This window comes from Paracoccus sediminis (assembly GCF_900188295.1).
GTDB classification, from domain to species: Bacteria; Pseudomonadota; Alphaproteobacteria; order Rhodobacterales; family Rhodobacteraceae; genus Paracoccus; species Paracoccus sediminis.
On sequence record NZ_FZNM01000004.1, the window covers coordinates 95,737 to 119,379 of the forward strand.

Annotated in this window: 25 protein-coding genes; 8 read left to right on the forward strand and 17 right to left on the reverse strand. The window is 66.6% G+C overall.

What is annotated here, in order from left to right:
* The first annotated feature begins 219 nt into the window (after window positions 1-219).
* Window positions 220-432, forward strand: coding sequence for a hypothetical protein (locus tag CHB77_RS08160; protein WP_242626583.1), 213 nt, complete (start codon window positions 220-222; stop codon window positions 430-432).
* Between the two features lie 4 nt (window positions 433-436).
* Window positions 437-667, forward strand: coding sequence for a hypothetical protein (locus tag CHB77_RS08165; protein WP_089387706.1), 231 nt, complete (start codon window positions 437-439; stop codon window positions 665-667).
* Between the two features lie 92 nt (window positions 668-759).
* On the opposite strand, the gene CHB77_RS08170 is transcribed toward CHB77_RS08165, so the two are convergent.
* Complete coding sequence (locus tag CHB77_RS08170; protein WP_089387707.1) at window positions 760-1,335, reverse strand: response regulator; 576 nt, start codon at window positions 1,333-1,335, stop codon at window positions 760-762.
* Between the two features lie 245 nt (window positions 1,336-1,580).
* Here CHB77_RS08170 and dinB point away from each other — a divergent pair, with 245 nt between their 5' ends.
* From dinB to CHB77_RS08185, 3 genes are all read left to right on the forward strand, one after another.
* Window positions 1,581-2,705 carry a DNA polymerase IV gene (gene dinB, locus CHB77_RS08175; RefSeq protein ID WP_242626582.1) on the forward strand — a complete coding sequence of 375 codons (1,125 nt, stop codon included), beginning with the start codon at window positions 1,581-1,583 and terminating at the stop codon, window positions 2,703-2,705.
* A gap of 89 nt (window positions 2,706-2,794) precedes the next feature.
* Window positions 2,795-4,669 carry a bifunctional sugar phosphate isomerase/epimerase/4-hydroxyphenylpyruvate dioxygenase family protein gene (locus CHB77_RS08180; RefSeq protein WP_089387708.1) on the forward strand — a complete coding sequence of 625 codons (1,875 nt, stop codon included), beginning with the start codon at window positions 2,795-2,797 and terminating at the stop codon, window positions 4,667-4,669.
* A 10-nt stretch (window positions 4,670-4,679) separates the two neighbouring features.
* Window positions 4,680-5,609 carry a LysR family transcriptional regulator gene (locus CHB77_RS08185; protein WP_089387709.1) on the forward strand — a complete coding sequence of 310 codons (930 nt, stop codon included), beginning with the start codon at window positions 4,680-4,682 and terminating at the stop codon, window positions 5,607-5,609.
* On the opposite strand, the gene CHB77_RS08190 is transcribed toward CHB77_RS08185, so the two are convergent.
* From CHB77_RS08190 to CHB77_RS08225, 8 genes are read right to left on the reverse strand one after another with little or no spacing between them, the layout of a single operon-like run.
* A complete protein-coding gene (locus CHB77_RS08190; protein ID WP_089387710.1) occupies window positions 5,599-6,432 on the reverse strand; it encodes a shikimate dehydrogenase family protein in 834 nt (277 codons plus the stop codon). The genes CHB77_RS08185 and CHB77_RS08190 overlap by 11 nt on opposite strands.
* A 7-nt stretch (window positions 6,433-6,439) precedes the next feature.
* Complete coding sequence (locus CHB77_RS08195; RefSeq protein WP_176430322.1) at window positions 6,440-7,183, reverse strand: amino acid ABC transporter ATP-binding protein; 744 nt, start codon at window positions 7,181-7,183, stop codon at window positions 6,440-6,442.
* Between the two features lie 17 nt (window positions 7,184-7,200).
* The gene (locus tag CHB77_RS08200; RefSeq protein ID WP_242626581.1) at window positions 7,201-8,226 is read right to left on the reverse strand and encodes a Gfo/Idh/MocA family protein; all 1,026 of its coding nucleotides are present in this window, start codon (window positions 8,224-8,226) and stop codon (window positions 7,201-7,203) included.
* Window positions 8,223-8,672, reverse strand: a complete 450-nt coding sequence (aroQ, locus tag CHB77_RS08205) for a type II 3-dehydroquinate dehydratase (RefSeq protein ID WP_089387712.1) — start codon at window positions 8,670-8,672, stop codon at window positions 8,223-8,225. The genes CHB77_RS08200 and aroQ overlap by 4 nt, the downstream gene beginning before the upstream one ends.
* 55 nt (window positions 8,673-8,727) lie before the next feature.
* Window positions 8,728-9,561 (reverse strand): transporter substrate-binding domain-containing protein, encoded by an 834-nt coding sequence (locus CHB77_RS08210; RefSeq protein WP_089387713.1) that lies wholly within the window; start codon window positions 9,559-9,561, stop codon window positions 8,728-8,730.
* A 53-nt stretch (window positions 9,562-9,614) separates the two neighbouring features.
* A complete protein-coding gene (locus tag CHB77_RS08215) occupies window positions 9,615-10,430 on the reverse strand; it encodes a transporter substrate-binding domain-containing protein (RefSeq protein ID WP_089387714.1) in 816 nt (271 codons plus the stop codon).
* Between the two features lie 29 nt (window positions 10,431-10,459).
* Complete coding sequence (locus CHB77_RS08220; RefSeq protein WP_089387715.1) at window positions 10,460-11,110, reverse strand: amino acid ABC transporter permease; 651 nt, start codon at window positions 11,108-11,110, stop codon at window positions 10,460-10,462.
* Window positions 11,111-11,122: 12 nt separating this feature from the next.
* Window positions 11,123-11,785, reverse strand: a complete 663-nt coding sequence (locus CHB77_RS08225; protein WP_089387716.1) for an amino acid ABC transporter permease — start codon at window positions 11,783-11,785, stop codon at window positions 11,123-11,125.
* Between the two features lie 209 nt (window positions 11,786-11,994).
* Between CHB77_RS08225 and CHB77_RS08230 the strand changes: the two genes are divergently transcribed.
* Window positions 11,995-12,837 (forward strand): 3-oxoadipate:acetyl-CoA acetyltransferase, encoded by an 843-nt coding sequence (locus CHB77_RS08230; protein ID WP_089387717.1) that lies wholly within the window; start codon window positions 11,995-11,997, stop codon window positions 12,835-12,837.
* Between the two features lie 17 nt (window positions 12,838-12,854).
* Here CHB77_RS08230 and CHB77_RS08235 read toward each other — a convergent pair whose 3' ends face one another.
* The 5 genes from CHB77_RS08235 to pcaD form a co-directional block, all read right to left on the reverse strand.
* Entirely contained in the window at window positions 12,855-13,907 is a 1,053-nt protein-coding gene (locus CHB77_RS08235) for a 3-carboxy-cis,cis-muconate cycloisomerase (protein WP_089387718.1), read from the reverse strand.
* A gap of 66 nt (window positions 13,908-13,973) precedes the next feature.
* Window positions 13,974-14,573, reverse strand: a complete 600-nt coding sequence (gene pcaG, locus CHB77_RS08240; protein ID WP_089387719.1) for a protocatechuate 3,4-dioxygenase subunit alpha — start codon at window positions 14,571-14,573, stop codon at window positions 13,974-13,976.
* A gap of 1 nt (window position 14,574) precedes the next feature.
* A complete protein-coding gene (gene pcaH / locus CHB77_RS08245; RefSeq protein ID WP_089387720.1) occupies window positions 14,575-15,303 on the reverse strand; it encodes a protocatechuate 3,4-dioxygenase subunit beta in 729 nt (242 codons plus the stop codon).
* Window positions 15,300-15,683 (reverse strand): 4-carboxymuconolactone decarboxylase, encoded by a 384-nt coding sequence (pcaC, locus tag CHB77_RS08250; RefSeq protein ID WP_089387721.1) that lies wholly within the window; start codon window positions 15,681-15,683, stop codon window positions 15,300-15,302. The genes pcaH and pcaC overlap by 4 nt, the downstream gene beginning before the upstream one ends.
* Window positions 15,680-16,465 carry a 3-oxoadipate enol-lactonase gene (gene pcaD / locus CHB77_RS08255; protein ID WP_089387722.1) on the reverse strand — a complete coding sequence of 262 codons (786 nt, stop codon included), beginning with the start codon at window positions 16,463-16,465 and terminating at the stop codon, window positions 15,680-15,682. The genes pcaC and pcaD overlap by 4 nt, the downstream gene beginning before the upstream one ends.
* 88 nt (window positions 16,466-16,553) lie before the next feature.
* On the opposite strand from pcaD, the gene CHB77_RS08260 reads away from it, so the two are divergent.
* Entirely contained in the window at window positions 16,554-17,456 is a 903-nt protein-coding gene (locus CHB77_RS08260; RefSeq protein ID WP_089387723.1) for a LysR substrate-binding domain-containing protein, read from the forward strand.
* A 145-nt stretch (window positions 17,457-17,601) separates the two neighbouring features.
* On the forward strand, window positions 17,602-18,093 hold the full coding sequence (locus tag CHB77_RS08265) for a YciE/YciF ferroxidase family protein (protein WP_089387724.1): 492 nt from the start codon (window positions 17,602-17,604) through the stop codon (window positions 18,091-18,093).
* A 58-nt stretch (window positions 18,094-18,151) separates the two neighbouring features.
* Here the strand turns inward: CHB77_RS08265 and CHB77_RS08270 are convergent, their stop codons facing one another.
* The 3 genes from CHB77_RS08270 to CHB77_RS08280 are packed head-to-tail and all read right to left on the reverse strand — an operon-like array spanning window position 18,152 to window position 23,576.
* Window positions 18,152-21,451: an AAA family ATPase gene (locus CHB77_RS08270; RefSeq protein WP_089387725.1), complete on the reverse strand. Its 3,300-nt coding sequence runs from the start codon at window positions 21,449-21,451 to the stop codon at window positions 18,152-18,154.
* Window positions 21,448-22,497, reverse strand: a complete 1,050-nt coding sequence (locus CHB77_RS08275; RefSeq protein ID WP_089387726.1) for an effector-associated domain EAD1-containing protein — start codon at window positions 22,495-22,497, stop codon at window positions 21,448-21,450. Before CHB77_RS08275 ends, CHB77_RS08270 begins: the two co-directional genes overlap by 4 nt.
* On the reverse strand, window positions 22,494-23,576 hold the full coding sequence (locus tag CHB77_RS08280) for a trypsin-like peptidase domain-containing protein (protein WP_089387727.1): 1,083 nt from the start codon (window positions 23,574-23,576) through the stop codon (window positions 22,494-22,496). The genes CHB77_RS08275 and CHB77_RS08280 overlap by 4 nt, the downstream gene beginning before the upstream one ends.
* Window positions 23,577-23,643: the final 67 nt, after the last annotated feature.

Consider the following 23,643-nt stretch of genomic DNA (forward strand, 5'->3'; position numbering starts at 1 on the left):
TCGGCGGCGTCTGCGCGTCCTGTCTGGGGTCATCGGGCATCTGGTCTCGTTTCCTGGATGTGGGGTGGCAGCGGCTGGACGGGCCACATCGTCAGAACCGCGCCGCGGCCATCGGGTTTCCAACTTTCTGTTTATCAATCGCAAAGGCCGGGGGTCGTGGGCGGAACAACAGCCGCCACGGCGTCGTTGAGATCCGCAGGACCAGACAAGGGCACCATCATGCGAAATTCCGACATTCTGATCGCGGCGGGCGGGTTTCTGTTGCTGGCAGGACTGGCCGCGAAGGCGGCAAGGCCTTCCGCCGACGCCGATCACCGCTATGTCCGTCCGGCCGGTCCCGCCGAAATGTCCGCCCCACCCCGTCATTGGGACCGTGTGGACGAAACGTCGGACGAATCCTTTCCGGCAAGCGATCCCCCCGGCGGGTATTGACCCCATGGCCAACCCGGACAGCGACCCCCGTCTGATCGCCTATGGAAAGCTGATCGAGGCCTTGCCTGACCTTTTGTCGGGCGATGCGCGGCAGGCCGTCTGCAACTGGCTGGAAGAACGCCAGGTGCTGCATGACGGGCAAGAGGATCCGGGCGCCGTGATGGTCGAGGGTCTGGAAACCGAACTGGCCATCGCCCAGACATTCCGCCGGATAGCAGAGCGCCTGGGCTGCTGACACCGCCGGATGCGATCACCGCGCCGAACCGAACGGGGCAGCCTGCGGATGCCGACGGTGATCGGCGAGTCGGGGCAGGCCTCGGGTTCTTGTTATTGCAGATGGCGGCTTTTCTGCCCGATTTCGTCATCCAGCAGCCCCATCAGCCAAAACCGGAACCGGGGCGGAATACCGCTTTCGACGGATTGGGCGACGGCGCGCAGCAATGCCGCCTCGACCAGGCGTTCAGCCGAAGCGGGATCGGGCATAATCATCCGCGACCGTTCCAGCATTTCGACCACCACCAGCTTGGGATCGTCGTCATGCCGGGCAGCCCGTGTCCGGTGCTGCCGGTGCAGGTCGTCCAGCAAGGGGGCGGCATGGCGGGGCTTTGGATACGCCCGGTGCCCATCGAAACGCGCGGGAATATCGCCTGCGCCGCGCGCCGTCACGAACACGAAGGGCACATCGGAATGCATCAGCCGGTCGGCCACGCACAGCGCATCCTCGTCATGGACGCTAAGATCCAGGATCGCGGCATGGACGGAATCGACCTGACGCATGGCTTCGTCGACGGTGGAAAAGGGGCCGACCACAATCTCGCCACAGGCACAGATCTCGCGGGCCAACCTTTGCCCCACACGAAAATCGTCCTGAACAACCAGGACGCGCAGCGGTTTCGAGATCATCCGATCCTCCTGCCAGAAGACATCCTTGAAACAGGATCGCAGCTGGATAGTTCAACTTGCCGTAAAGTCAACCTTAAACAAGACCGGTCAAAAGGCCAATGTTAATCTTTCTTAATAAATCGCAGGTTGAAGCGGTCAGGCACAGCCATAGCCGCGGCATTCCGGAATGACAAGCGGGTTGTTCCGGCTTTGTTTCGGTGGCTGTTCCCGATAGGATGATCCCGGCGGCTGCGCAGGAAACCCGCATGGCGGAACACGACGATCACGGCGATCAGACCCAGGCCATGAGCCTGCGCAAGATCATCCATGTCGATATGGATGCCTTTTATGCTTCGGTGGAACAGCGCGACAATCCCGATCTTCGGGGCAGGCCGGTGGCGGTGGGCGGATCCGCCGCGCGCGGCGTGGTCGCCGCCGCCAGTTACGAGGCGCGGGTCTTTGGCGTACGGTCGGCCATGCCCTCGGTCACGGCGAAACGGCGCTGTCCCGACTTGGTCTTCGTCAGGCCCCGGTTCGAGGTTTATCGCGCCGTCTCCGCCCAGATCCACGATGTCTTTGCCGAACATACCGACCTGATCGAACCGCTTTCGCTGGACGAAGCCTATCTGGACGTGACCCGGAACAAGCAGGGCATCCCCATCGCCACGACCATCGCCCTGATGATCCGCGACCGGATCCGGCAGGTGACGGGGCTGAATGCCTCGGCGGGAATTTCGTACAACAAGTTCCTGGCAAAGCTGGCCAGCGACCTGAACAAGCCGAATGGCCAGGCCGTCATCACCCCTGCGCGCGGTCCGCGTTTCGTGGCGGAGCTGCCGGTCAGGAAGTTTCACGGGATCGGCCCGGCGACTGCCGACAGGATGGAACGTCTCGGCATCGTCACCGGCGCCGATCTGCGCGCCCGGTCGCCCGAATTCCTGCGCGATCACTTTGGCAAGGCCGGGGCGTGGTATTACCGCATCGCGCGCGGCATCGACCACCGTCCGGTCGAACCGAACCGGATCCGCAAGTCGGTCGGGGCCGAGGATACCTTCGACGCCGACATCCACGATTTCGACCGCGCCCGGCACGAGATCGCCCCCCTGGCCCAAAAGGTCTGGCGGCATTGCGAAGGCAGGCACCTGACCGGCCGCACCGTCACGCTCAAGGTGAAATACGCCGATTTCCGGCAGATCACGCGCAGCAGGACGCTGACCGGGCCGGTCCATGGCGCGCGGGATCTGGAAGCCATCGCGACCGGCCTGTTGCAGCCGCTGTTTCCGGTGGACAAGGGCGTGCGATTGCTGGGCGTCACGCTGTCATCGCTGGAATCCGACGACCCGATGGCGGAACACCAACTGTCGCTGGGCCTGCCGGGACCGGGCGATTAACAGCGGGTTAATGTCACGGCTGGATCGGTCCTTGCCAGTCATGCACAGGCTGGCATTATGGATCGAACTGTCTGTTTCGGGGACCAGCCATGAAATCCTGCATCGCCACCGTGTCCCTGCCGGGCAAGTTCGCCGAAAAACTGGCTGCGGCCCAAGCCGCGAAATTCGACGCGATCGAGATCTTTGAACAGGATTTCGTGGCCTCGGACTTTGCCCCCCGCGACGTGGGCCGGATGGTGCGCGACCACGGGCTGGACATCGCGCTGTTCCAGCCCTTTCGCGATTTCGAGGGGCTGCCCGAACCCTTGCGCAGCCGCGCCTTTGCCCGCGCCGAACGCAAGTTCGACCTGATGGCGGAACTGGGCACCGATCTGGTGCTGTTCTGTTCGTCCGTCCATCCGGCGGCCATGGGCGGCATCGGCCGCGCCGCCGACGATCTGGCGGAATTGGGCGATATTGCGGCGCAGCGCGGCATCCGCGTGGGATACGAGGCGCTGTGCTGGGGCCGCCACGTCAACGACCACCGCGACGCCTGGGAAATCGTGCGCCGGGCGGACCATCCCAACATCGGCCTGATCCTGGACAGCTTCCACACCCTGGCCCGCCGCATCGACCCCAACACGATCCGCCGCATTCCGGGCGACAAGATCTTTTTCGTCCAACTGGCCGACGCCCCCGCGATCGACATGGACCTGTTGTACTGGTCGCGCCATTTCCGCAACATGCCGGGCGAGGGCGATCTGGACGTCGCCGGCTTCATGCGCGCGGTGATGGCGGCGGGATACACCGGGCCGGTCAGCCTGGAAATCTTCAACGACCAGTTCCGCCGCGGAATGCCCCGGCTGGTGGCGCAGGACGGGCACCGGTCGTTGGTGCACCTGATGGACGCCGTGCGCCGGGCCGAACCGCAACTGCCCGTGGGCCTTCCCGCCTTTCCCGGCCCCGTTGCGGTCGAAGGGGTCGAATTCGTCGAATTCGCCACCAGCCCCGAGGATGCGGACCGTCTGGAAGGGTTCCTCTCCTCGGCCGGGTTCGTGCAGGCCGGGCGTCACCGCAGCAAGCAGGTGCGCCTGTGGCGGCAGGGGGGGGCGAACCTGCTGGTCAACACCGAACCCTCGGGCTATGCCCATGCCGCCTGGCTGAACCACGGCACCGGCGTGTCCGAGGTCGGCCTGACCGTCGCCGATCCGCAGGGCGCGGTGATGCGGGCGACCTTCCTGGACGCCCCAGGCCATGCCGAACTGCACGGTCCCGGCGAACTGGCGATCCCCGGCATCCGCGGCGTCGGGGGCAGCGCGCTGCGGTTCCTGCAAGGGCGCGGCGCCAGCCTTTGGGACGTGGATTTTGACGTGGACCAGCCCGCCCAGCCCGGCGCGGGCCTGACCGGCGTGGACCACATCGCGCAGACCATGGCCTATGACGAGATGCTCAGCTGGTCGCTGTTCTACACCTCGATCTTTGCGGCCGAGAAATCGCCGATGGTTGATGTGGCCGATCCCGACGGGCTGGTGCGCAGCCAGGCGATCCGCGCGGGCGCGTTGCGCGTCACGCTGAACGGCGCGGAATCGCGGCGCACGCTGGCGGGCCGGTTCATCGAGGACACGTTCGGATCGTCCGTGCAACATCTGGCGTTCCGCACCGACGACATCTTCGCCACGGCGGCGGCCATGCGGGATCGCGGCTTTCCGGTGCTGCGGATCGGCGCGAATTACTATGACGACGTGGAAGCACGCTTTGGCCTGGATCCGGCCTTGCGCCGCCGGATGCAGGCCCTGAACATCATGTATGACGAGGAACCGGGCGGCCAGTTCTTCCAGTTCTACAGCCAGGCGCAGCCGGGCGGGCTGTTCCTGGAGGTCGTGCAGCGCAACGGCAACTATGGGGGATACGGCGCCCCGAACGCGCCGTTCCGCATCGCCGCGCAGAAACGCACCGAACGCCCGGCGGGGATGCCCGCACGCTAAGGGGAACACCATGCGCGAAATGACCCTGCGCCAGGTCGAGGTGATCCGCGCCGTGATGATGGCGGGCACCATCCAGGGCGCGGCCAAGCTGTTGAACGTCAGCGCGCCAGGCATTTCGCGGCTGGTAAAATACACCGAAAGCTCTTTGGGGATCCGGCTGTTCGAACGCAAGGGCGGCCTGTTTGTGCCGTCATCCGAGGCCGAGGCGATCTTCGAGATGATCCACCAGGTCTATCGCCAGATGGAGAACCTGAACGGCGCGGTGGGCGCGCTGAGGAAAGGAGAGGACGTGCGCCTGTCCTTCGCCTCCGCCCCGTCCATCGCCCAGTTCATCGCCGCCCGCGCGATCCGGGGCGTGCGCCAGCGGTTCCCCGATCTGTTCATCGACCTCAACATCCTCAAGATCGAGGAAACGACCGACTATCTGCTGCTGGACCGGGGCGAATTCGTCATCATGTCATCCGCCGTGGACAACCCCGCCCTGTCCTGCGAGCCGCTGGCGCGCGGGCGGCTGGTCGCCATCGTGCCGGACGGGCATCGGCTGGCGGGCAAGCGCACGATTTCCGTCCACGATCTTGCGGCCGAGGATTTCGTGGGCGTCCACCCCGACGACCCTTATGGCGCGGCCCTGGCCCAGCCGTTCCGCGATGCCGGGGTCACACCTCGATACACGATGCGGGGGCGGTTCGCGCAAACGGTGGTCAGCCTAGTGCGGCATGGGCTGGGCGTGGCGGTGATCGACGAATTTTCCGTGGCCGAGGTGTATTTGCCCGGCGTGACGCGCCGCCCGCTGACCGAAAGCGCGGGCGTCACCGCCTGGGTGCTGACCCGCAAGGGGCGGCAGCTCTCCAGCTTTGCCGAATTCGCCATCGACCGGTTCCGCCGCGAACTGGCCCAGGCCGTCGCGCGCGACGATTGGAACAACGCCCCTAATAGCTGATCGCGGCGGTCCGGCGCAGGTCGTCGGCGGTGGGTCTGCCAAAGCCGAAGAAATCCAGATAGGCCGGGATCTGTTCGAACAGCATGTCGGTGCCCACCTGATAGCGGCAGCCGCGTTCGGCCGCGGCCGCCAGAAAGGGCGTCATCTCGGACTTCATCACCACCTCGCCCACGAAGGCCGCGGGGTCGATGCGGGACACGTCCATCGGCAGCGGATCGCCCGCGTTCATCCCCAGGGGGGATGCGTTGACGACCAGATCGAACCCAGCCGGATCCTTGCTGCCCGTCTGGACCCGCAGCGCCGGATAGGCCCCGGTCAGCCGTTCCGCCAAGGCCTGCGCCGCCGCCGGGTTGGGATCATACAGCGCCAGCCGCGCCACCCCGGCCTTGGCCAGCGAGGCCGCGATAGCCGATCCGACCCCGCCCGCGCCGACCACCAGGGCGCCGATGCCGTCCAGCCGCTGACCCTTGGCCAGGACGCCCAGCACGAACCCTTCGCCGTCGAACATGTCGGCTTCCAACGCCCCGTCGTCGGCCAGCCGCAGGGCGTTGGCCGCGCCCGCGATCCGGGCCGTGACTGAAACCCGGTCGGCCAAGCCGATGGTGGCACCCTTGTGGGGCATGGTAATCAGCGCGCCGTGGATGTTCGACAGCCGGAAGACCAGCGGCAGGAACGCCGCGAAATCCTCGGCCTTGCAGCCCATCGGGACCACCACGGCATCGATCCCGTTGGCCTGAAACCAGGGGTTATAGATCATCGGCGCCTTGAAGGTGGTGGTGGGATAGCCGATGTGCGCGATCAGCCGCGTCGTGCCGCGTATCATTGGAACCTCAGTGGTGCAGGATTTCGCCCAGAAAGTTCCGGGCGCGTTCGTGTCGGGGCGCCCGGAAGAATTCCTCGGGGGTGTTTTCTTCCAGGATTTCGCCATCGGCCATGAAGATCACCCGGTCGGCGACCTGGCGTGCAAAGCCCATCTCGTGCGTGACGCAGATCATCGTCATGCCGTCGCGGGCAAGGCCGACCATGGTGTCCAGCACCTCCTTGACCATTTCGGGGTCAAGGGCGGATGTCGGTTCGTCGAACAGCATGGCGATGGGTTCCATGCACAGTGCGCGGGCGATCGCCACGCGCTGCTGCTGGCCGCCGGACAGTTGCGCGGGATATTTTTCGGCCTGGTTGCCGATGCGCACGCGTTCCAGGTACTTGCGGGCCGTCACCTCGGCATCGGCCTTGGAAACTCCGCGCACCCGCATGGGGGCCAGGGTGCAGTTTTCCAGAACCGTCATGTGCGGGAACAGGTTGAATTGCTGGAACACCATGCCGACCTCTCGGCGCACGGTATCGACGGCCTTCTGTCCGTCGTCCAGCTTGGTCCCGTCCACCACGATGGTCCCGGACCTGATGGTTTCCAGATGGTTGATGCAGCGAATCAGCGTGGATTTGCCCGATCCCGACGGGCCGCACAGCACGATCTTTTCGCCACGCCGCACGTTCAGGTTCACGTTTTTCAGGGCATGAAAGGCGCCATACCACTTTTCGACGTTTTCCATGCGGATCAGATAGTCTTCGGCCATGATCTCCTCCTCCGGGATCAAAGGGTGATACGCACGCCGGTGGCGGCGGACTGCTTGACGGCATCGATGACGCGCAGGGTTTCCAGCCCCTCGCGGCCCGAGACCAGCGGGGCTTCCGCCCCCTGGATGACACGGGCGAACTGGCCGACTTGACGAGCCAGCGGGTCGTCGCCGGGGACATCGACCTTGCGGATGTCAAAGGGCGAATGCCAGCCGCGTTCGCCCCGCGCGGTGCGGATCGTCAGCGACGGCAGGGCCAGCGATCCATGAGTGCCGCCGATCAGATAGCAGTCCTGGTCGGTTTGCGGATAGGCCGGGTTCTCACCTGATGTCATCTCCCAACTCCAGGAAGCGACGGTGGCGTCGCAGACGCTGGCGGTGGCCAGCAACCCGCTGGCGAATTCCAGAAGGATCACCGACATGTCCTCGACCGCGTTGCCGCGCACGGCATTCGATTCGCGGGCTGTGACGGCGGTCACGTCGCCCAGCAGATAGCGCAGGTTGTCCACGTCGTGGATCAGGTTCAGATAGACCGGCCCTGCGCCCTTTTCGCGCCGCCAGGCCACGTCGAAGTAATCGTCCGGCTTGAACAGCCAGAACATCGCGTTCGCGACGATGGGCGTGCCGATGGCGCCGTCGTCGATGATCCGCTTGGCCTGCTGCATCAGCAGGTTGTGACGGCGATGGTGGCCCGTCAGCAACGCCACGCCCGCCACATCCGCGGCGGCGACCAGCCGTTCGGCATCCGCCACATTGTCGCACAGCGGCTTTTCGATCAGCGCGGGAATGCCCGCCGCGATGCAGTCCAGCCCGTTCCGCATGTGCAGCGGATTCGGGGTGGCCACGATCACGCCGTCCGGGCGGCCTGCGGCCAGGGCGTCGTCCAGCGACCGCATCCAAGGCGCGCCCAGTTCCGCTGCCACCGCCTGCCCGACGGGCGAGGGGTCGATGACGCAGGCCAGGTCCGCATCCGGCGACGCGGCCACATGCATCGCATGGCGCTTGCCGATCAGGCCCGCGCCCATGACGGCGATCCGGGTCACGCCGATGCCCCGGAGGTCAGCGTGACGACACGGCGCAGGCCGAATTGATATCCTTGGGTTCCGCATCCGGCGATCACGCCGTCCGACCGCAGGCTGACATAGGAATGGTGGCGGAATGGCTCGCGCTTGTGGACGTTCGAGATGTGGATCTCGATCACCGGGCCTTCAAAGGTGTTCAGCGCGTCCAGGATCGCGACCGAGGTATGCGTATAGGCGGCGGGATTGATGACGATGCCCAGTCCATCCTCGCGCGCTTCGTGAATCCAGTCGATGATCTGGCCTTCGTGGTTCGATTGCAGAAAGCGGATCTGCGTGCCCAGTTCGGCCGCCAGCGCCGCGCAGTCCCGTTCGACATCGGCCAGCGTTTCGTGGCCATAAATGTGCGGCTGACGCTTTCCCAGCAGGTTCAGGTTCGGGCCGTTGAGGATATAGACATGTTTCGGCATGGGTTGCGGCTTTCGGCAAGGGGGTGCCCGGCGGCGGAACCGCCGGGCAGGGGCGTCACTGGGCGATCGTGAAGGGCACGCCTTCCATTTCCGCGGGCATCTGCGGCGGATCCATGTTCATCCACGTGTTGTAGATGCCCTTGTATTCGTCGGTCGCCATGAATTCGGCCAGGAAGGCGTTCACGGACTGGTTCCAGTCGGCCTCGCCCAGACGCGTGCCGACGCCGTTGTACAGCGCGGTCAGCGGCATCTTGTTTTCGTATTTGCCGGGCGCGCCTTCCTCGATCCGGGTGATGTAGAACTGGTTGCCGCCCACGGCATCGACCTGGCCCGACATCAGCGCCTGGATGGTCGCCGCGTCGTCGTCGAACCGCATGATGTTGGTGCCTTCGGGCGCGATGGCCGTCAGCGCCGTGTCTTGGGCCGCCGAACGAGGCACGCCGATGCGGTACTGCGACAGCGTTTCCGGCGTGGACAGATCGGCATCCTTCGGTCCCACCAGCGACAGCTGGTTCGCGGCATAGGGAACCGAGAACTGGATCGACTGCGCACGTTCCGGGTTCATCGCCATGGTCGCGAACAGCACGTCCACCTTGTCGGTGGCCAGCGCCGGGATGCGGTTGGCGACGGCCAGCGGCACGAATTCGGCCTCGACCCCCAGGTATTCGGCGAATGCGCGGCCCATGGCGGCGTCATAGCCATCGGCCTCGCCCGCCGAATTGATGCAGCCCCAAGGGCAGTTGTCGCCCTGGATGCCGACGCGGATGCTGCCGGATGCCTTGGCCTCCTCGACCGTGCGGGCGTCGGCTTGGGTGCCCGAGAGCGCGGCCAGGGCCAGGGCCGTGGCCGCGGCAAGGTGGCGGGCTTTTGCGACATGTTTCAGAATCATGGATTTCCTCCCAGGAATGGCAGGGGGTTGCGGTCCCCTGCCGTTGTTAAAGCCTATTGTTGCGCGACCGTGAAGCTGACACCGTCGATGCTGTCGGGCAATTGCGGAACCGGCACCTGAAGCCATTCGGCATAGGCCGCCTTGAAGTCCTCGCTGGCGGTGAAGCTTTCCAGGAATTCGTTCGCCGCCGCGTTCCAGTCGCTTTCGCCCAGGCGCGAGGCGATGCCCTGATACAGCGCGCCGATGGGAAACTTGTTTTCGTATTCGCCGGGGCGCGCGGCTTCCAGCCGCTGGATATAGAACTGGTTCGATCCCACCGCGACGACCTGGCCCGACAGCAGCGCCTGGATGTTCGAGGCGTCGTCGTCGAACCGCTGGATGCCGGTATCGGCGGGCGCCTCGGCCGTCAGGATCGTGTCCATCGGGGTGGACCGTGGCACGCCCACCGCCTTGCCCGACAGGGATGCCAGATCCGGCAGCGCCTCGGATTTCGGGGCGGTCACGAACAGGGTGTTTTCGGCATAGGGCTGGCTGAACTGCACCGATTCGGCGCGTTCGGCGGTGATGCCCAGCGACGCGATCAGCACGTCCACCTTGTCGGTGGTCAGCGCCGGGATGCGGTTGGCCACGGCCATCGGCACGAATTCGACCTCCAGCCCCAGATGGGCGGCAAAGGCGCGGGCGATGGCCGCGTCGAAGCCTTGCGCCTCGCCGGTGCTGCCCAGGCAGCCCCAGGGGCAGTTGTCGGCCTGGATGCCGACGATCAGGGTGCCCGAGGCCTTGGCCTCCTCCAGGCTGCGGGCGTCGGCTGCGGCCGACAGGGCCAGGGTGGCGGCAATGGCGGTCAGGGTCGTTTTCGCAAGCATCATGGTTCCTCCGAACGATGCGGGATGGTCAGTTAGCGGCGGTCGCGGGCCATGCGGCGTTCCATGCGGCTGCCCCACAGCGACAGCGGCCAGCACAGCAGGAAATACAAGCCACCGACGATGCCGAAGACGATCAGCGGCTTGAAGGTCTGGTTCGACACGATCTGGCCCGCGCGGGTCAGTTCGATGAAACCCACGATGGCCGCCAGCGAGGTGCCCTTCAGCAGCTGCACCAGAAAGCCGATGGTGGCGGGCAGCGACAGCCGGAAGGCCTGGGGCAGGATGATGTCGCGCATCAGGCTGCGATACTTGATGCCCAGGGCGTGCGCGGCCTCGGCCTGGCCCAGGGGCACGGCCTGGATGGCGCCGCGCCAGATCTCGCCCAGATAGGCGGAGGCGTGGGCGGTCAGCGCGATGGCCACGGCGCCCCAGGCGGGAACGGTGACGCCGAACAGCGGCAGGCCGAAATAGACGACAAATAACTGCATCAGCAGCGGCGTGCCCTGGAAGATCGCGATCCAGCCGACCGCGATGTTGCGCAGCCACCGCCTGCGGGCCACGCGGACCAGGGCCACGACCAGGCCGAAGACGATTCCGCCCACGAAGCCGATGGCGGTCAGCAGCAGCGTCCAGCCCAGGCCGCGCAGCAGAAACAGCAGTTCGGGGGTTCCGATGGTCGACATTCCCGGCCCTCCTCAGCGCGTGGGATAGGTAAAGACGGTGCGCGTGATGACCGCGAACAGGCTCATGATGAACCAGGACAGGGCCAGATACATGGCCGTGATGGTGAAATAGACCTCGAAGCTGCGAAAGGTGTCGCCGTCGATGCGCTGCGCCACGCTGGTCAGTTCATAGGCGGAAATCGAGGTGGCGATGGATGTCGTCAGCGTCAGCAGGATGAACTGGCTGGACAGCGACGGGAACACGGCGCGCAGCGCGGGTTTCAGGATGATCCGGCGGAAAATCTCTCCGGGGCGCAGGCCCAGGGCCAGCCCGGCCTCGGTCTGGCCCTTGGGGATGCTTTCGACGCCGCCGCGGATGATCTCGATCGCATAGGCGCCGCCGTTGACGCCCAGGGCGATGATCGCTGTGACCGTGGGATTCAGCCGGACGCCCGCCAGGGGCAGGGCGAAGAAGATGAAGAAGATCTGCACCAGAAAGGGCGTGTTGCGGATCAGTTCCACGAAAGCGATCACCAGGGCCGATCCGATGCGGTTGCCGGACCGGCGGACCGCCACCCCCAGCACCCCGATCATCAGCGCCAGAACCATTCCCGACAGGGCCAGGAACAGCGTGCCGCCCAGTCCCATCAGCAATTCGGGCCACCGCGCCCAGACGACGCCAAAGTCCAGATTCATGATTTCCCTCCCCAGGGCAGGGCGCGTTTCAAGCCATCCCTTTCCAGGAAATTGACCGGGGAATGCCGTTGGGTCAAATACCAATCCCGGTATTTTCCTAACACGATGTTAATTTATTCGCCATCGCCCCAAAGGCGGCGATCCAGACTGGCGGGACGGGGGGTTTTGGGGAATCATGGACGCGCCATCGTTTCCGCAAAGGCCCCATCATGACCACTCCCTGCATAATCTGCGTGGCGATCACCGGATCGCTGCCGACCAAGGACAACAACCCGGCGGTGCCGATCACGATTTCCGAACAGATCGAATCCACCCACGAGGCGTTCGAGGCGGGCGCGACCATCGCCCACTGCCATGTCCGCGACGACGACGGCAGGCCGACCAGCGACCCCGACCGCTTCGCCCGCCTGAAGGAGGGGCTGGAGACGCATTGCCCCGGCCTGATCGTGCAGCTGTCCACCGGCGGGCGGTCGGGGGCGGGCACCGCGCGGGGGGGCATGCTGGCCCTGTCGCCCGACATGGCGTCGCTGTCGGTCGGCTCGAACAACTTCCCGACCCGCGTGTACGAAAACCCCCCGGAACTGGTGGACTGGCTGGCCTCGGAAATGCTGGCCCATGACGTGAAGCCGGAAATCGAGGCCTTCGATCTGTCTCATATCCTCAAGGCGCACGAGATGTGGAAGGCGGGCCAGATCAAGGACCGGCCCTATGTGCAGTTCGTGATGGGCGTCAAGAACGCCATGCCTGCCGACCGCGAGGTGTTCGATTACTACATCCACACGGTCAAGCGCCTGTTCGGCGAGGATGCGCCCTGGTGCGCGGCGGGGATCGGACCCCAGCAGATCGTGCTGAACGAATGGGCCATCGGCGCCGGCGGCCATGCCCGCACGGGACTGGAGGACAACGTGCGCCTGGATCGCGACCGGCTGGCGCCGTCCAACGCCGCCCTGGTGCGCCGCGCGGCCGAGATCGCTGGGCGGCACGGCCGTCCCGTCGCGACCTGGCAGGAAGCGCGCCGGATCCTGGGGCTGCGGATGCCGGCGGCGGCGTGAATGCCCAGGGATAACGGTCAGGTCTCGGGCGATCCGATCCGCCGGATCTGATCGACCAGCGCGGTCGCGGCCGTCAGGGCGCGGCCGGTGGCCTGCGCCATCTGCGGCAGGACCATCCATTCCAGCGCCCAGGCCGCGCCGGATCGTTCCTGTTCGTGGATCAGCGCCTGATGGATCAAGCCAAGCTGCCCCGCGTTGAACCGCGCCAGCGTGACCAGCAGTTCGGCCAGAACGGGGTTCTGCTTGTGCGCCATGGCCGACGACGCGCCGCCGCCCGACAGTTCGATTTCTCCGATGCCCTGCTGGGCCATCAGGGCGATGTCCTGGCCCATCTTGCCCAAGGTGCCGCTGACCAGCGACAAAAGCCCTGCGAATTCCGCCACCCCGTCGCGCATCGCGTGCCAGGCGCGGGGCGGGTTTTCCAATCGAAGCGCCCCCGCCATGTCGGCCGCCACCGCATCCGCCCGATCCCCCAGATCCGCGCGGTCGCCCGACGCGCCGCCCAGTTGCAGCCGCGCGATGCGGGGACGAGCCTGGGCGATGCGTGCCCGGTGATCGGACAGCGGCAGAAGCCATGGCGCGATCCGGTCGGCCGCGGTGATTTCGGTCGCGGCCTGCATCCGCGTGCGTCCCATCAGCGGGCGGGCGCCGAAGCGTGTATCCAGCCCCTGCAAGGCGTCGGCCAGCGTCCCCAGCCGCGCGTCGATCAGCGCCAGGGTGTCGCGCATCGCCATGGCCGTTGCGGTGTCGATCACGTCCTGGGATGTCGCGCCGGTGTGAACCGTTCCAGCCGCGTCGCCCGCCGCGGCCTTCATCTGCCGGACCAGCCGCGGCACGACCACGCCGTCCCGTCCGGTTCCTGCCCGCAGGTCGCCCATGTCAAAGGCCACGGCTTCGATGGCCTGCGCCGCGGCCTCGGCATGGGGCGCCCCGGCCCCGCCAAGCGCGCGGCTGAAGGCGGCCTCGAACGCGCGCATTCCCGCAAGCTGCGCATCCGGCGACCACAGCGCGGCCATGTCGGGATCGGCGAACAGCCCGCCCAGCCAGGGGTGGTCGAACACATCGGTCATGGCTTCCCTTTTCCTGCGAAGGCGGCGCAAGGGAAAGTCCCGCGCCGCCATGATCCCGCGCGGCGGTCAGATGTCCAGAAACACTGTCTCGCCGTCGCCCTGCAACCGGATGTCAAAGCGGTATGCGCCGTCCCCGGTCTTTTTCGCGATCAGCGTGTCCGCGCGCGGGCGCTGTTCGATGCGGGCCAGCAGGGGGTCGCCCGTGTTGTCCTCGTCTTCGAAATAGATGCGGGTTTGCAGGCCGGTGTTGATGCCCCGCGCCACGATCCACAGCGAGATATGCGGCGCGAAGGCCCGGCCGTGGCGCGACGGCACGCGGCCCGGCTTGACGGTGCGCAGGGTGAATTCCCCTGTCACCGCATCGGCGGCAAAGCGGCAATGCCCGCTGACCGCCGGATCGGCGCCGTCCTGGCCGGGAAACCTGCCCGCGCTGTCTGCCTGCCAGCTTTCGATCAGCGCGTCGCGCAAGGCCCAGCCGGTGCCGTCATAGACCGACCCCACGATCTGGATGACCTCGCCCATGGCGCCGTCGGCGATGGGGGATACCCCGATCTCCTGATCGTAATATCCGGCGTTCCCGGCATAGGTCGGCATCAAACCGATATGGACATAAGGCCCGGCGGTCTGCGACGCGCTTTCGGTCAAGCTGTTCAGCGGCTGCACCATCTCACATCCCCTCGGGCTTGTTCTCGAACATGGACTGGCGGCGGCCGCGCAGCACGATGTCGAATTTGTAGGCCAGGTAATCCAGCGGCCGCGAATGGGCCATGTCCAGCGGCGCCACCAGCCGGTCAAGCTGCGAGCGGTCGCGAATGGTCGCCGCGATGGGGCACAGCGGGATTAGCGGATCGCCCTGGAAATACATCTGGGTAATCAGGCGCTGGCCGAAGCTGTGGCCGAACACGGACACGTGGATGTGCATGGGCCGCCAGTCGTTGCCCCGGTTGGGCCAGGGATAGGCGCCGGGCCGGATCGTCAGGAACTGATAGCGGCCCTCATCGTCCGTCAGCGTCCGCCCGCAGCCGCCGAAATTCGGATCCAGCGGGGCCAGATAGCTGTCCTTCTTGTGGCGGTAACGCCCGCCCGCGTTGGCCTGCCAGATCTCGACCAGGGTGTTCGGGACGGGCCGGGCGTTTTCGTCCAGGACACGCCCGTGCATCAGGATGCGTTCGCCCACGGCGGGGGCGGCGCCCTTGGTCCAGTTCAGGATCAGGTTGTTGTCCAGTGCGCCGAACGTCGAATGTCCGAAGGTCGGGCCGGTTTCCTCGGACGGGCCGGATTCCAGCGACAAGAGCGGCAGGTTCGGCGACCGCGCCACGGATGTCTTGTAGTCGGGATAATACGCAAGCGGGTGCGCCTCGCGGTTGCGGGGAATCAGCGGGCCAAGATCGGTCATTCGGATGCCGCCTCCATCTCGGCATAGGTCTGCTTTGCCAGCTTGATGGCGTGGTTCGCGCGCGGCACGCCGGCATAGATGGCGACGTGCTGGAACGCCTCCATCACGTCGCGTTTTGACGCCCCGGTGCGGGCGGTGGCGCGGATGTGCATGGGAATTTCCTCGAAATTGCCGGTCGCGGCCAGCAGGGCCAGGGTCAGCATCGACCGTTCCCGCCGGGTGATCGCGTCCGACGACCAGACGGTGCCCCAGGCGGATTCAGTGATGAGATCCTGGAACGGGCGGTCGAGGTCGGTCTTGGCTGCCTCGGCGCGGTCCACATGGGCGTCGCCCAGAACCGCGCGGCGGGTCTGCATTCCTTGGGCGTGACGGTCGGTCATCGGGCGGTCCTTTCCAGGAAATCGGTCAGCAGTTTCGCGACGGCCTCGGGCTGTTCGACGCAGGGGATATGGCCTGCGTCCGCGATCAGGTGGAACGGCGCGCCGCACAGGTCGGCGGTGGCGCGGACCAGATCGGGGGGTGTCGATCCGTCCTGATCCCCCGCCATCGCCATCACGGGCAGGCGCAGCGCGCGGGTGCTGTTGGTCAGGTCGGCGCCCGCGATGGCCGCGCAGCATCCGGTATAGCCCGCGACCGTCGTGCGGGTCAGCATGTTGCGCCACAGGGCGAATTCCGGGCTCGTGGCGCGAAAAGCGGGCGTGAACCAGCGTTCCAGGATCGGATCCGCCAGCGCATTCACCCCGTCCCGGTTGACCCGGTCGATCCGATCCTGCCACATCTCGGCCGTGCCGATCTGTGCCGCCGTGTCCATCAGTACCAGGGCGCGGACCAGATCGGGCCGTTTCGCCGCAAGGCCCTGGCCGATCAGCCCGCCGATGGACAGGCCGACGAAGGTGATGTCCGACAGGGCAAGGCCCTCGCACACGGCCTTGGCATCGGCGACCAACCGGTCGATGGAATAAGGGGCGGGCGTGGCGTCGGACAGGCCATGGCCGCGCTTGTCGAACCGTACGATCCTCAGCCCCATGGGCAACAGTGGCAAGATTGCGTCCCAGACCCGCAGGTCGGTGCCCAGCGAATTGGCGAACATCACCACGCGGCCGTCGCGCGGGCCTTTGTCGAGGACGTGGATGGTGATGTCGGATGCGGAAATCGTTTTCATGATCGTCCCCCTCGGCTTGATTATGCCATGACATGTTCGGCGATGAAAATTATAATGACGCAAACGGATCATAACCCTGTGGTTATCCATGCTGCACAATCATCTGCGCCTGCGCCACCTGCGCTGCTTTCTGGAAACCGCGCGCCTTGGCAGCCTGACGGCGGCGGGCGACGCGCTGCACGTCAGCCAGCCCGCCGCCTCCAAGACCCTCCGCGAGCTTGAGGAGATCCTGGGGGTCCGCCTGTTTGATCGTTCCGGGCGCAAGCTGGTCCTGACGCCTGCGGGCCGCGTCTATCAGACCCATGCGGGGGCGGCCCTGGCCGATCTGGAACGGGCGCAGAACCTGGTCCTGTCGCCGCCGCCGGAACGCCCGCGCCTGTCTGTGGGCGTGCTGCCCACGGCGGCGACCGGGCTGGTGCCGCGCGCCGCGCTGGCGTTCCGGGAAACCCGGCCCGATGTGCTGCTGGACGTGATGACCGGCCCGAACTGGCTGCTGCTGTCGCTGCTGCGCGAAGGGCAGCTGGATCTGGTCGTGGGCCGGATGCCGCCCGCAGGCCATACCGAGGGGCTGGGATTCCGCCGCCTGTATTGGGAACGGGTCGTTCCGGTGGTGCGCGCGGGCCACCCGCTGTTGGGCCGAGATTGGGATTACGGCGATCTGGCCCGTCATCCGCTGATGCTGCCGCCCGCCGGGGCGCTGATCGCGGGGTCGGTGCGGACCTGGCTGCATTCGGTCGGGCTGACCGATCCCCAGCCCGCCTATGAAAACGTCTCGCTGGCCTTCGGGCGCGAAGTCGTGATCCGCTCGGATACCGTATGGTTCATATCCGAAGGCGTGGTTCGCCCCGAAATCGAGGCGGGCGCCCTTGTGATCCTGCCGATCCGCAACGAACTGCTGGGCGGCCCGGTGGGGATATCCCTGCGCGACGGGGACGAGCCGCGTCCCGAAGCCCAGGCCCTGATCGCCGCGCTGGAGGCTGCCGCCGCCTGATCCGCCCCAATCGTGGGACGGCCGCCGGCCTTGATAAATGTCATCGCGGCCCGTCGCTGGGAACGGACCGGCGCCTGCGCGGTTGATGGGCGTGCCTTGCCGCCACCCGTCGCGGCGGGCCGGACGACAAATGAGGAGAGTTCCGATGGCCGACAAGACGCTGGACACGCTGTTTCACGAAACGCTGAAGGACATCTATTACGCCGAACGAAAGATCACCGGTGCCCTGCGCAAGATGGCCCGCGCCGCGCAGAACGAGAACCTGAAGGCGGCCTTCAAGATGCATGAGGAGGAAACCCAGGGCCAGATCGAACGCCTGACCCAGGTGTTCGAGCTGATCGGCAAGCGTCCGCGCGGCAAGACCTGCGACGCCATCGAAGGAATCATCGCCGAAGGCGAGGACGTCATCGACGAATTCAAGGGCAGCCCCGCCCTGGACGCAGGCCTTCTGGCGGCAGCCCAGGCGGTCGAGCATTACGAGATCAGCCGCTATGGAACGCTGAAGGCGTGGGCACAGGTACTGGGCATGAACGAAGCGGCCTCGCTTCTGGACCAGACGCTGCAAGAGGAAACGGCGACCGACGAAAAGCTGACGAGCCTTGCCGAAACGGTCGTCAACGCCGCCGCGACCGCCTGACCGTTTCCCGATCCCGCCAAGGCACGGCGGCCCCCGGAAGGGCCGCCGTGCCGTCCGTTCAGAACGCGGCCTTTGTCATGTTGAACCAATTGGTGTCCTGTGGCGGCGCCGTGCTGTAGCGCCAGGGGAGGGGGCGGTTGCGGATCTCGGGCGGGGGCAGGGTGCCGCGCTTGGCGTCCAGTTCCGCCGCCAGCAGATCAGTGGCCAATGCCATCGTCGCGTATCGCTGATCCGGCCCGCGCGATGTGGCGATCATCGACAGGGCGTTCACCGCCCCGTCGCCCGGCATTTCCAGGTCGCCCAGGATTTCGCGGGCACGCAGGTCCGAGGTCGCGGCCGCCGCGCTGCCCGGTCCCGACTGGCGGCGCAATTCGTCGGGCAGGGTGACATAGGCGCCCGTCACCCGCAGCGCGGTTGCCAGAAGCTGCGGGTTGCGCATCCCCAGTTCGGCGGCCAGTTCCCGCATCAGCCCCGGCGCGTCATACAGGGCCGTGACGCCTATCCGGTCGATGATGCCTTCGGCTTCGGCCACCAGAGCGACGGGGTCATAGCCAGGGGGCGGGATCGCGTTTCTGTGCAGACGCAGCAGGCCCGCGATGGCGCGCAGCCGCGCCAGATCATTGTGGGTCAGGGTGGCGATGCGGTATGCTTCGGCGGCGGCATGGCGGATGGCGGCGCGGTCCTGTTCCGGGACCGGCACACCGACGCCGGGCGATGCCTCGGATCCGCGGGCTGTTCCCCGCCGTTTCCTGATCCAGACCCAGACGGCGCCCATCAGGAACAGTGCGCCAAGCACGGCGAACAGGCCGATGCGGTTTTCGGCCAGGGCGTCGATCGGCGGTTCGACGGACCGCCGGATCGCGGTGTCCATGTCCGTGATCGGACCGGTATTCGGGGTCAGGATGGCGGGGGGCGGGAGAATGCCTGGCCGTGACAAGCTGCCCGGTGCGCCGATGGCCTCGGGCAGCCGCATGGTCGCCCTGGGCCGGACCAGGAAATAGGCGCCGGCCGAAAGCAGGACCAGCACGGCGAACAACAGTCCCATCAGCCGGATCGGTGTCCTGGACGGCGATCCCGTGGCCTCTGTCGGGGATGCGCGGGTCGGAACCTGCCGGTCCGGCGTCTTGCCAAGGGGTCGGGGCGCGGCCGGGGATGGCGCCTGTCCGGCGCGATCAATGGGGGGTGCCGCGACCGATCCGGCATTTCGGCCCATCCGCTCGTATACCATGCCCTCCAGCAGGCGCAGGTTCACGACCAGCAGGCGGTCGCCTGCGGCCTCGGCGCTGACCAGTCCCTTGGCGATGGTCTCCAACGCGCTTGACGGTTGGTCCAGCATGGTCAGCGCCTCGGCCTCGGTCAGATAAAGAAGCGATCCCTGCTGGCGGGCGGTCCGCTGGTTCAGGACCGACAGGGCTTCTTCGGGCAGATCGTCGCGCAGCAGGGCGCGGGCGGTCTGTTCGGCATTCACCTCCCATTGTTGCTGGTCGGCCGCGTCCCGCAAGCCGGTGCGCAGATCCATGCGCAGGCGGTTGGCCAGATAGATTTGCGCAAGCGGCGGCAGTTCATCGACCGAGCGGACCAGATACGGCTCGACCCCGGTTTCCCAGCGGGCATCGATCCGGGCGTTTTCGGCGCCGCTGGACAGCAGATGATAGATTTCTTCGGCCCGCGCGACCGCCCCGGTCTGGGTGCTGTAATAGGCGATGGCGGCGGCGTCGATCCGCGCCGCCAGTTCCGGCTGGTCGGCCCGCAGATCGGCCAGGATGACCCGGCGCACGTCCTCTCGGTACCGCAGGGCGCCGGTTCCGGGTTCGGGTTCGGCCAGCGCGACCTCGGCCGCGAACAGGTCGAACAGGCGGGCGGCCTCGGCATCGTCAGGAACGGACACGCCGCAGGGTTCGGCCAGGACATGGCGCAGCACGTCCGGGGTGATGCGGCGCAGGATCAGGCCCGGATAGGCCAGTCGCCGCACCTCGGCATCGCGGATGTGTCCCAGCACTCGTCCGTAAAGCTGGGCCTGGACCTTTTCGGTTCGGATCTGGCCGATCAAACGGGCCAGGTCGGCGTCGCGGCGGAACGCGTCGGCGCCTTCGGCCGCCAGGATCTTTCCGGCCAGATGCGTCGCCAGCGGATTGCCCCGCGCCACGTCGAAGACCTGGTCCGCAAGATCATCGGGCAAACGCCCGTGCCCCGCGACCTTTTCCAGAACCGCCCGCGCCGATGTTCGATCAAGCGCGCCAAGCGTCAGCGTGTGCCGCGGTGCTGAATCCTCGTCCACCCGGCCTGCGATGATGACGGAAAGGCGCGGGTTCCCCGAGCGGAGTGTTTCCACCAGTTGCATCAGCCGGTTGACCGCGCTGGGACCGGTGCTCTGGGCTTCCTCGAAGGTGTCGATGACCAGCAGGACGGGCTGGTCGCCGGGGATCAGTCCAACGATTTCGCGGGCGATGTCGCTGACGGCGGTCCATTCCACGGTGCCGCCCGACACCGATTCCAGAACCCCCACGGACCGGCTTCTCCGCTGAAGCGAGGCAACGTAGTCGCGCATCTGGTCCAGCCGGGGATTGAGATCGGGATGCTGGATGCGCAACTGCCGCCCGGCTTCTTGCAAAAGCGTAAAGGGGTCGTCGATCACCAGTTGCGGATCGTCCAGGTTCAACAGCATGACCGTCGGCGGATCCGGGCTGTGTTCGACGGCGTCCAGAATGAACTTTGCCAGAACCGTCGATTTCCCCACGCCGCCCGGACCTTGCAGCATCAGCACCGATCCTTCGGGGGCCAGTTTCAGATGAGTCGCGATCTGGGCCAGCACGTCCTCGCGTCCGGCGAAATGTTCGCCCACCAGACGGCGCAGCGGCATCAGCAGACGCGCGCGCGACAGCCGTTCCGCCACCTGCGCTGCGGAGGGCAGGCCGTCCAGGATGCCATCGACCCAGCCCAACGCCTCGTCCACGGCCGCCAGCGCGACGGGATCGGTCGCGTCCAGCAGCGGCCCGACGGCGTCGGGCCCATCCAGCAGGGCTTGGAACGCCCGCTGCGTGGGATGATCGGGCGCCGGGTTTTGCGCAAGCTGCGCCCGCATCGCCGCGCGGGTGCCCAGGCGCGCCAGCGTCTGCCTGCGCATCGCGAAATGCAGCCGCCGCGCATGGGGGCTGGCCCGGCTGGGGGTCGAGGCATCGAGAAGGTCCACCATCGCGGGGGACAGGGGCGACATCGTTTCGCCCTGCGCCTTCAGCGTCAACGGTTCGAAATGCGTCAGGACCGCCGCCGCCGCGATCCAGGGACCGGCCCCGCCGCCCGAGGGTTCGGGCGCGTCTTCGAAGGCGGGTTCCGACAGGGCCTGGGGCAGATCGGTCATGGTGCTGCCTGCTTGGCCTTCAGCGCGTCCCTGGCGACTTTCTGAATGCGCCTAGTCAACATCTGGGCGCGTTCCAGGGGATCAGGCACCGTGTCCCAGCCATCATAGCATTCGTCCACAAGCTGGTCGGTCGAGGTCTTGCCGACCGGCATGGCGAACTGGGCCACCAGCTCGTCCAAATAACCCTTCAGGTCGTCGCGGTCAAAGCGGAGGACGTTCTGCGTATCGGCGCGGCCAGGGGGCACGCCCGCGATATCCTTGTCCCAGGCCAGCAGGAACAGCCGGACCCGGTCGGGCTGGCCGTTGCCGACGATCTGGGCCAGCCCGCTCATCAGCATTCGGACGCTGTCGTCGATCTTCGGGCTGTCGAATCCGTCGAAGATCAGCCACCAGTCCTTGTCCAGAACCTGATCCTGCGCCTTGAACCATCGGACCATGCGCGTGACGGCGGTCGAATCCTGAGGTGCGTCGGCCAGGGTCGGGGGCGGTTCCAGCCGCATCGCCTCGGCCAGTTCCAGGATCAGGTCGCGGGCCGTGGTCGTGGCCTCGATCGACAAGGGCCAGAAGACGCCGGCGCTCGTGCGCCGCCCCACATGGTTTATCAGGTTCTGGCTGTAGGTCTTGCCGCTGGCGCGTTCGCCGGTGATCTGAAGAACCCTGGGTCCATTGGGCTGGGTCATCATCAGCAGCATGTGGCGCAGCGCCTGCTGGTTCACGAACGGGGCGCCGTCCAGCAACAGTTCCATGTGCGGCTTGACGCTGGGAGGGGGGCGCAGGCGCATGAAGCCGTCTATGACCGCAATCAGGTCGGGATTGACATGAGGCGCGGCGCGCAGGCCGTCCAGCAAGTCCCCGATCCAGCCCTGAGCATTGGCGGCCAGCACAAGCTGGGGGTATTCGGTCAGCAGGGTGCCGGACGGGACGACCCGGTACAAAGGTTTTCCGATCGGATCCTGCGACAGGATGATGTCCAATGTCGCCCTGTCCGGAAAGGCCTCGAGCAGACCCTTGTACAACTGCTGTTCCTCGTACGAATTCAGCTTCATGGCGTTTTCGTCCAGAACGGGTCGATTTTGTCCTGCAACCAGGCGACGATCCGCGCCATGGGCACGGCCTGGTTGAAGCGGGCGGTGCGGAATTCGTTCGGGTCGCCCCCGTGATGCAGTCCGATCAGGTCAAGCTGGCCGTTCAGCACGGGCGAACCGGACGATCCGTCCTCGGTCATGACATCGTGGCGCCAGCGCAGTCCGTCGCCATGCAGCGTGGTCAGGCGCCCGATGCCCAGCTTCAGCGGCGATCCCTTGGGATGTTGCAGGATCAGCAGGTCGTCGTCGGGCTTGGCGGTCAGGGCCGGATCGATACCCATCCATCCGCGCGGGGGATTGTCCGGGCCTTCGACCCCCTGGCGCGGCTCGTTCCCCACGGGGCGGGACAGGCGGATCAGCGCGAAGTCCAGGTTGTCGGGCGCCGGGATGTCGGTGTCGTTCAGGCTGACGTCGGCCGGGTCGGCCGGGCGAGAATTGACAAGCCAATCCGGGGCGGACGGCACAACGGTCCCCGCGCGCACCGTGATCCCCGCCGCATCGGTCAGATAATCGAACCGGCAGGTCACGATCCGGTCCCCAGGGATTGTCTGGACGACATGGTGGTTGGTCATCACCAGATCGGGGCCGACCAGAAACCCCGTTCCCCAGGCGACGGGCGGCGATCCATCGACCTCGATCCGGCAGGTCTGCCCTTCCAGTGCGGACAGCCGTTCGCGGAACTGCGCGATGTTGATGAAATCGTTGTTCAGCCGGACCAGACGTTGCAGCGCCTGGTCATTCGCGCGCGGCAGGATCGTAGCCTTCGGGGCAGGCGGCACGCTGGTCAGCCCGCCGTCCAGGATCAGCCGGGCCAGGTCGGGATTGCCCGGCACCGTTTCATGCGCGGCGCGGGCCAGGGCGTCCAGCCAGCCCTCGGCATTCACCTGGACGATGATGTTCCAGTATTCGACGTCAAGCGGGGCGGGCGCTGCCAGGGCCGCATAGTTGCGGTCGAACCGCAGCCCCAGCATCATCGCCATCCGTTCCCTGAGTGGAAATGCGGATTGAAGCGCCTTGTGCAGTCCGCCCTTGTTCATCATGAAAATACACAGCGTGCAATTGCAGCCCCGAACACGGGCCACCTGCCTGAAATCTTAACGCGAATCG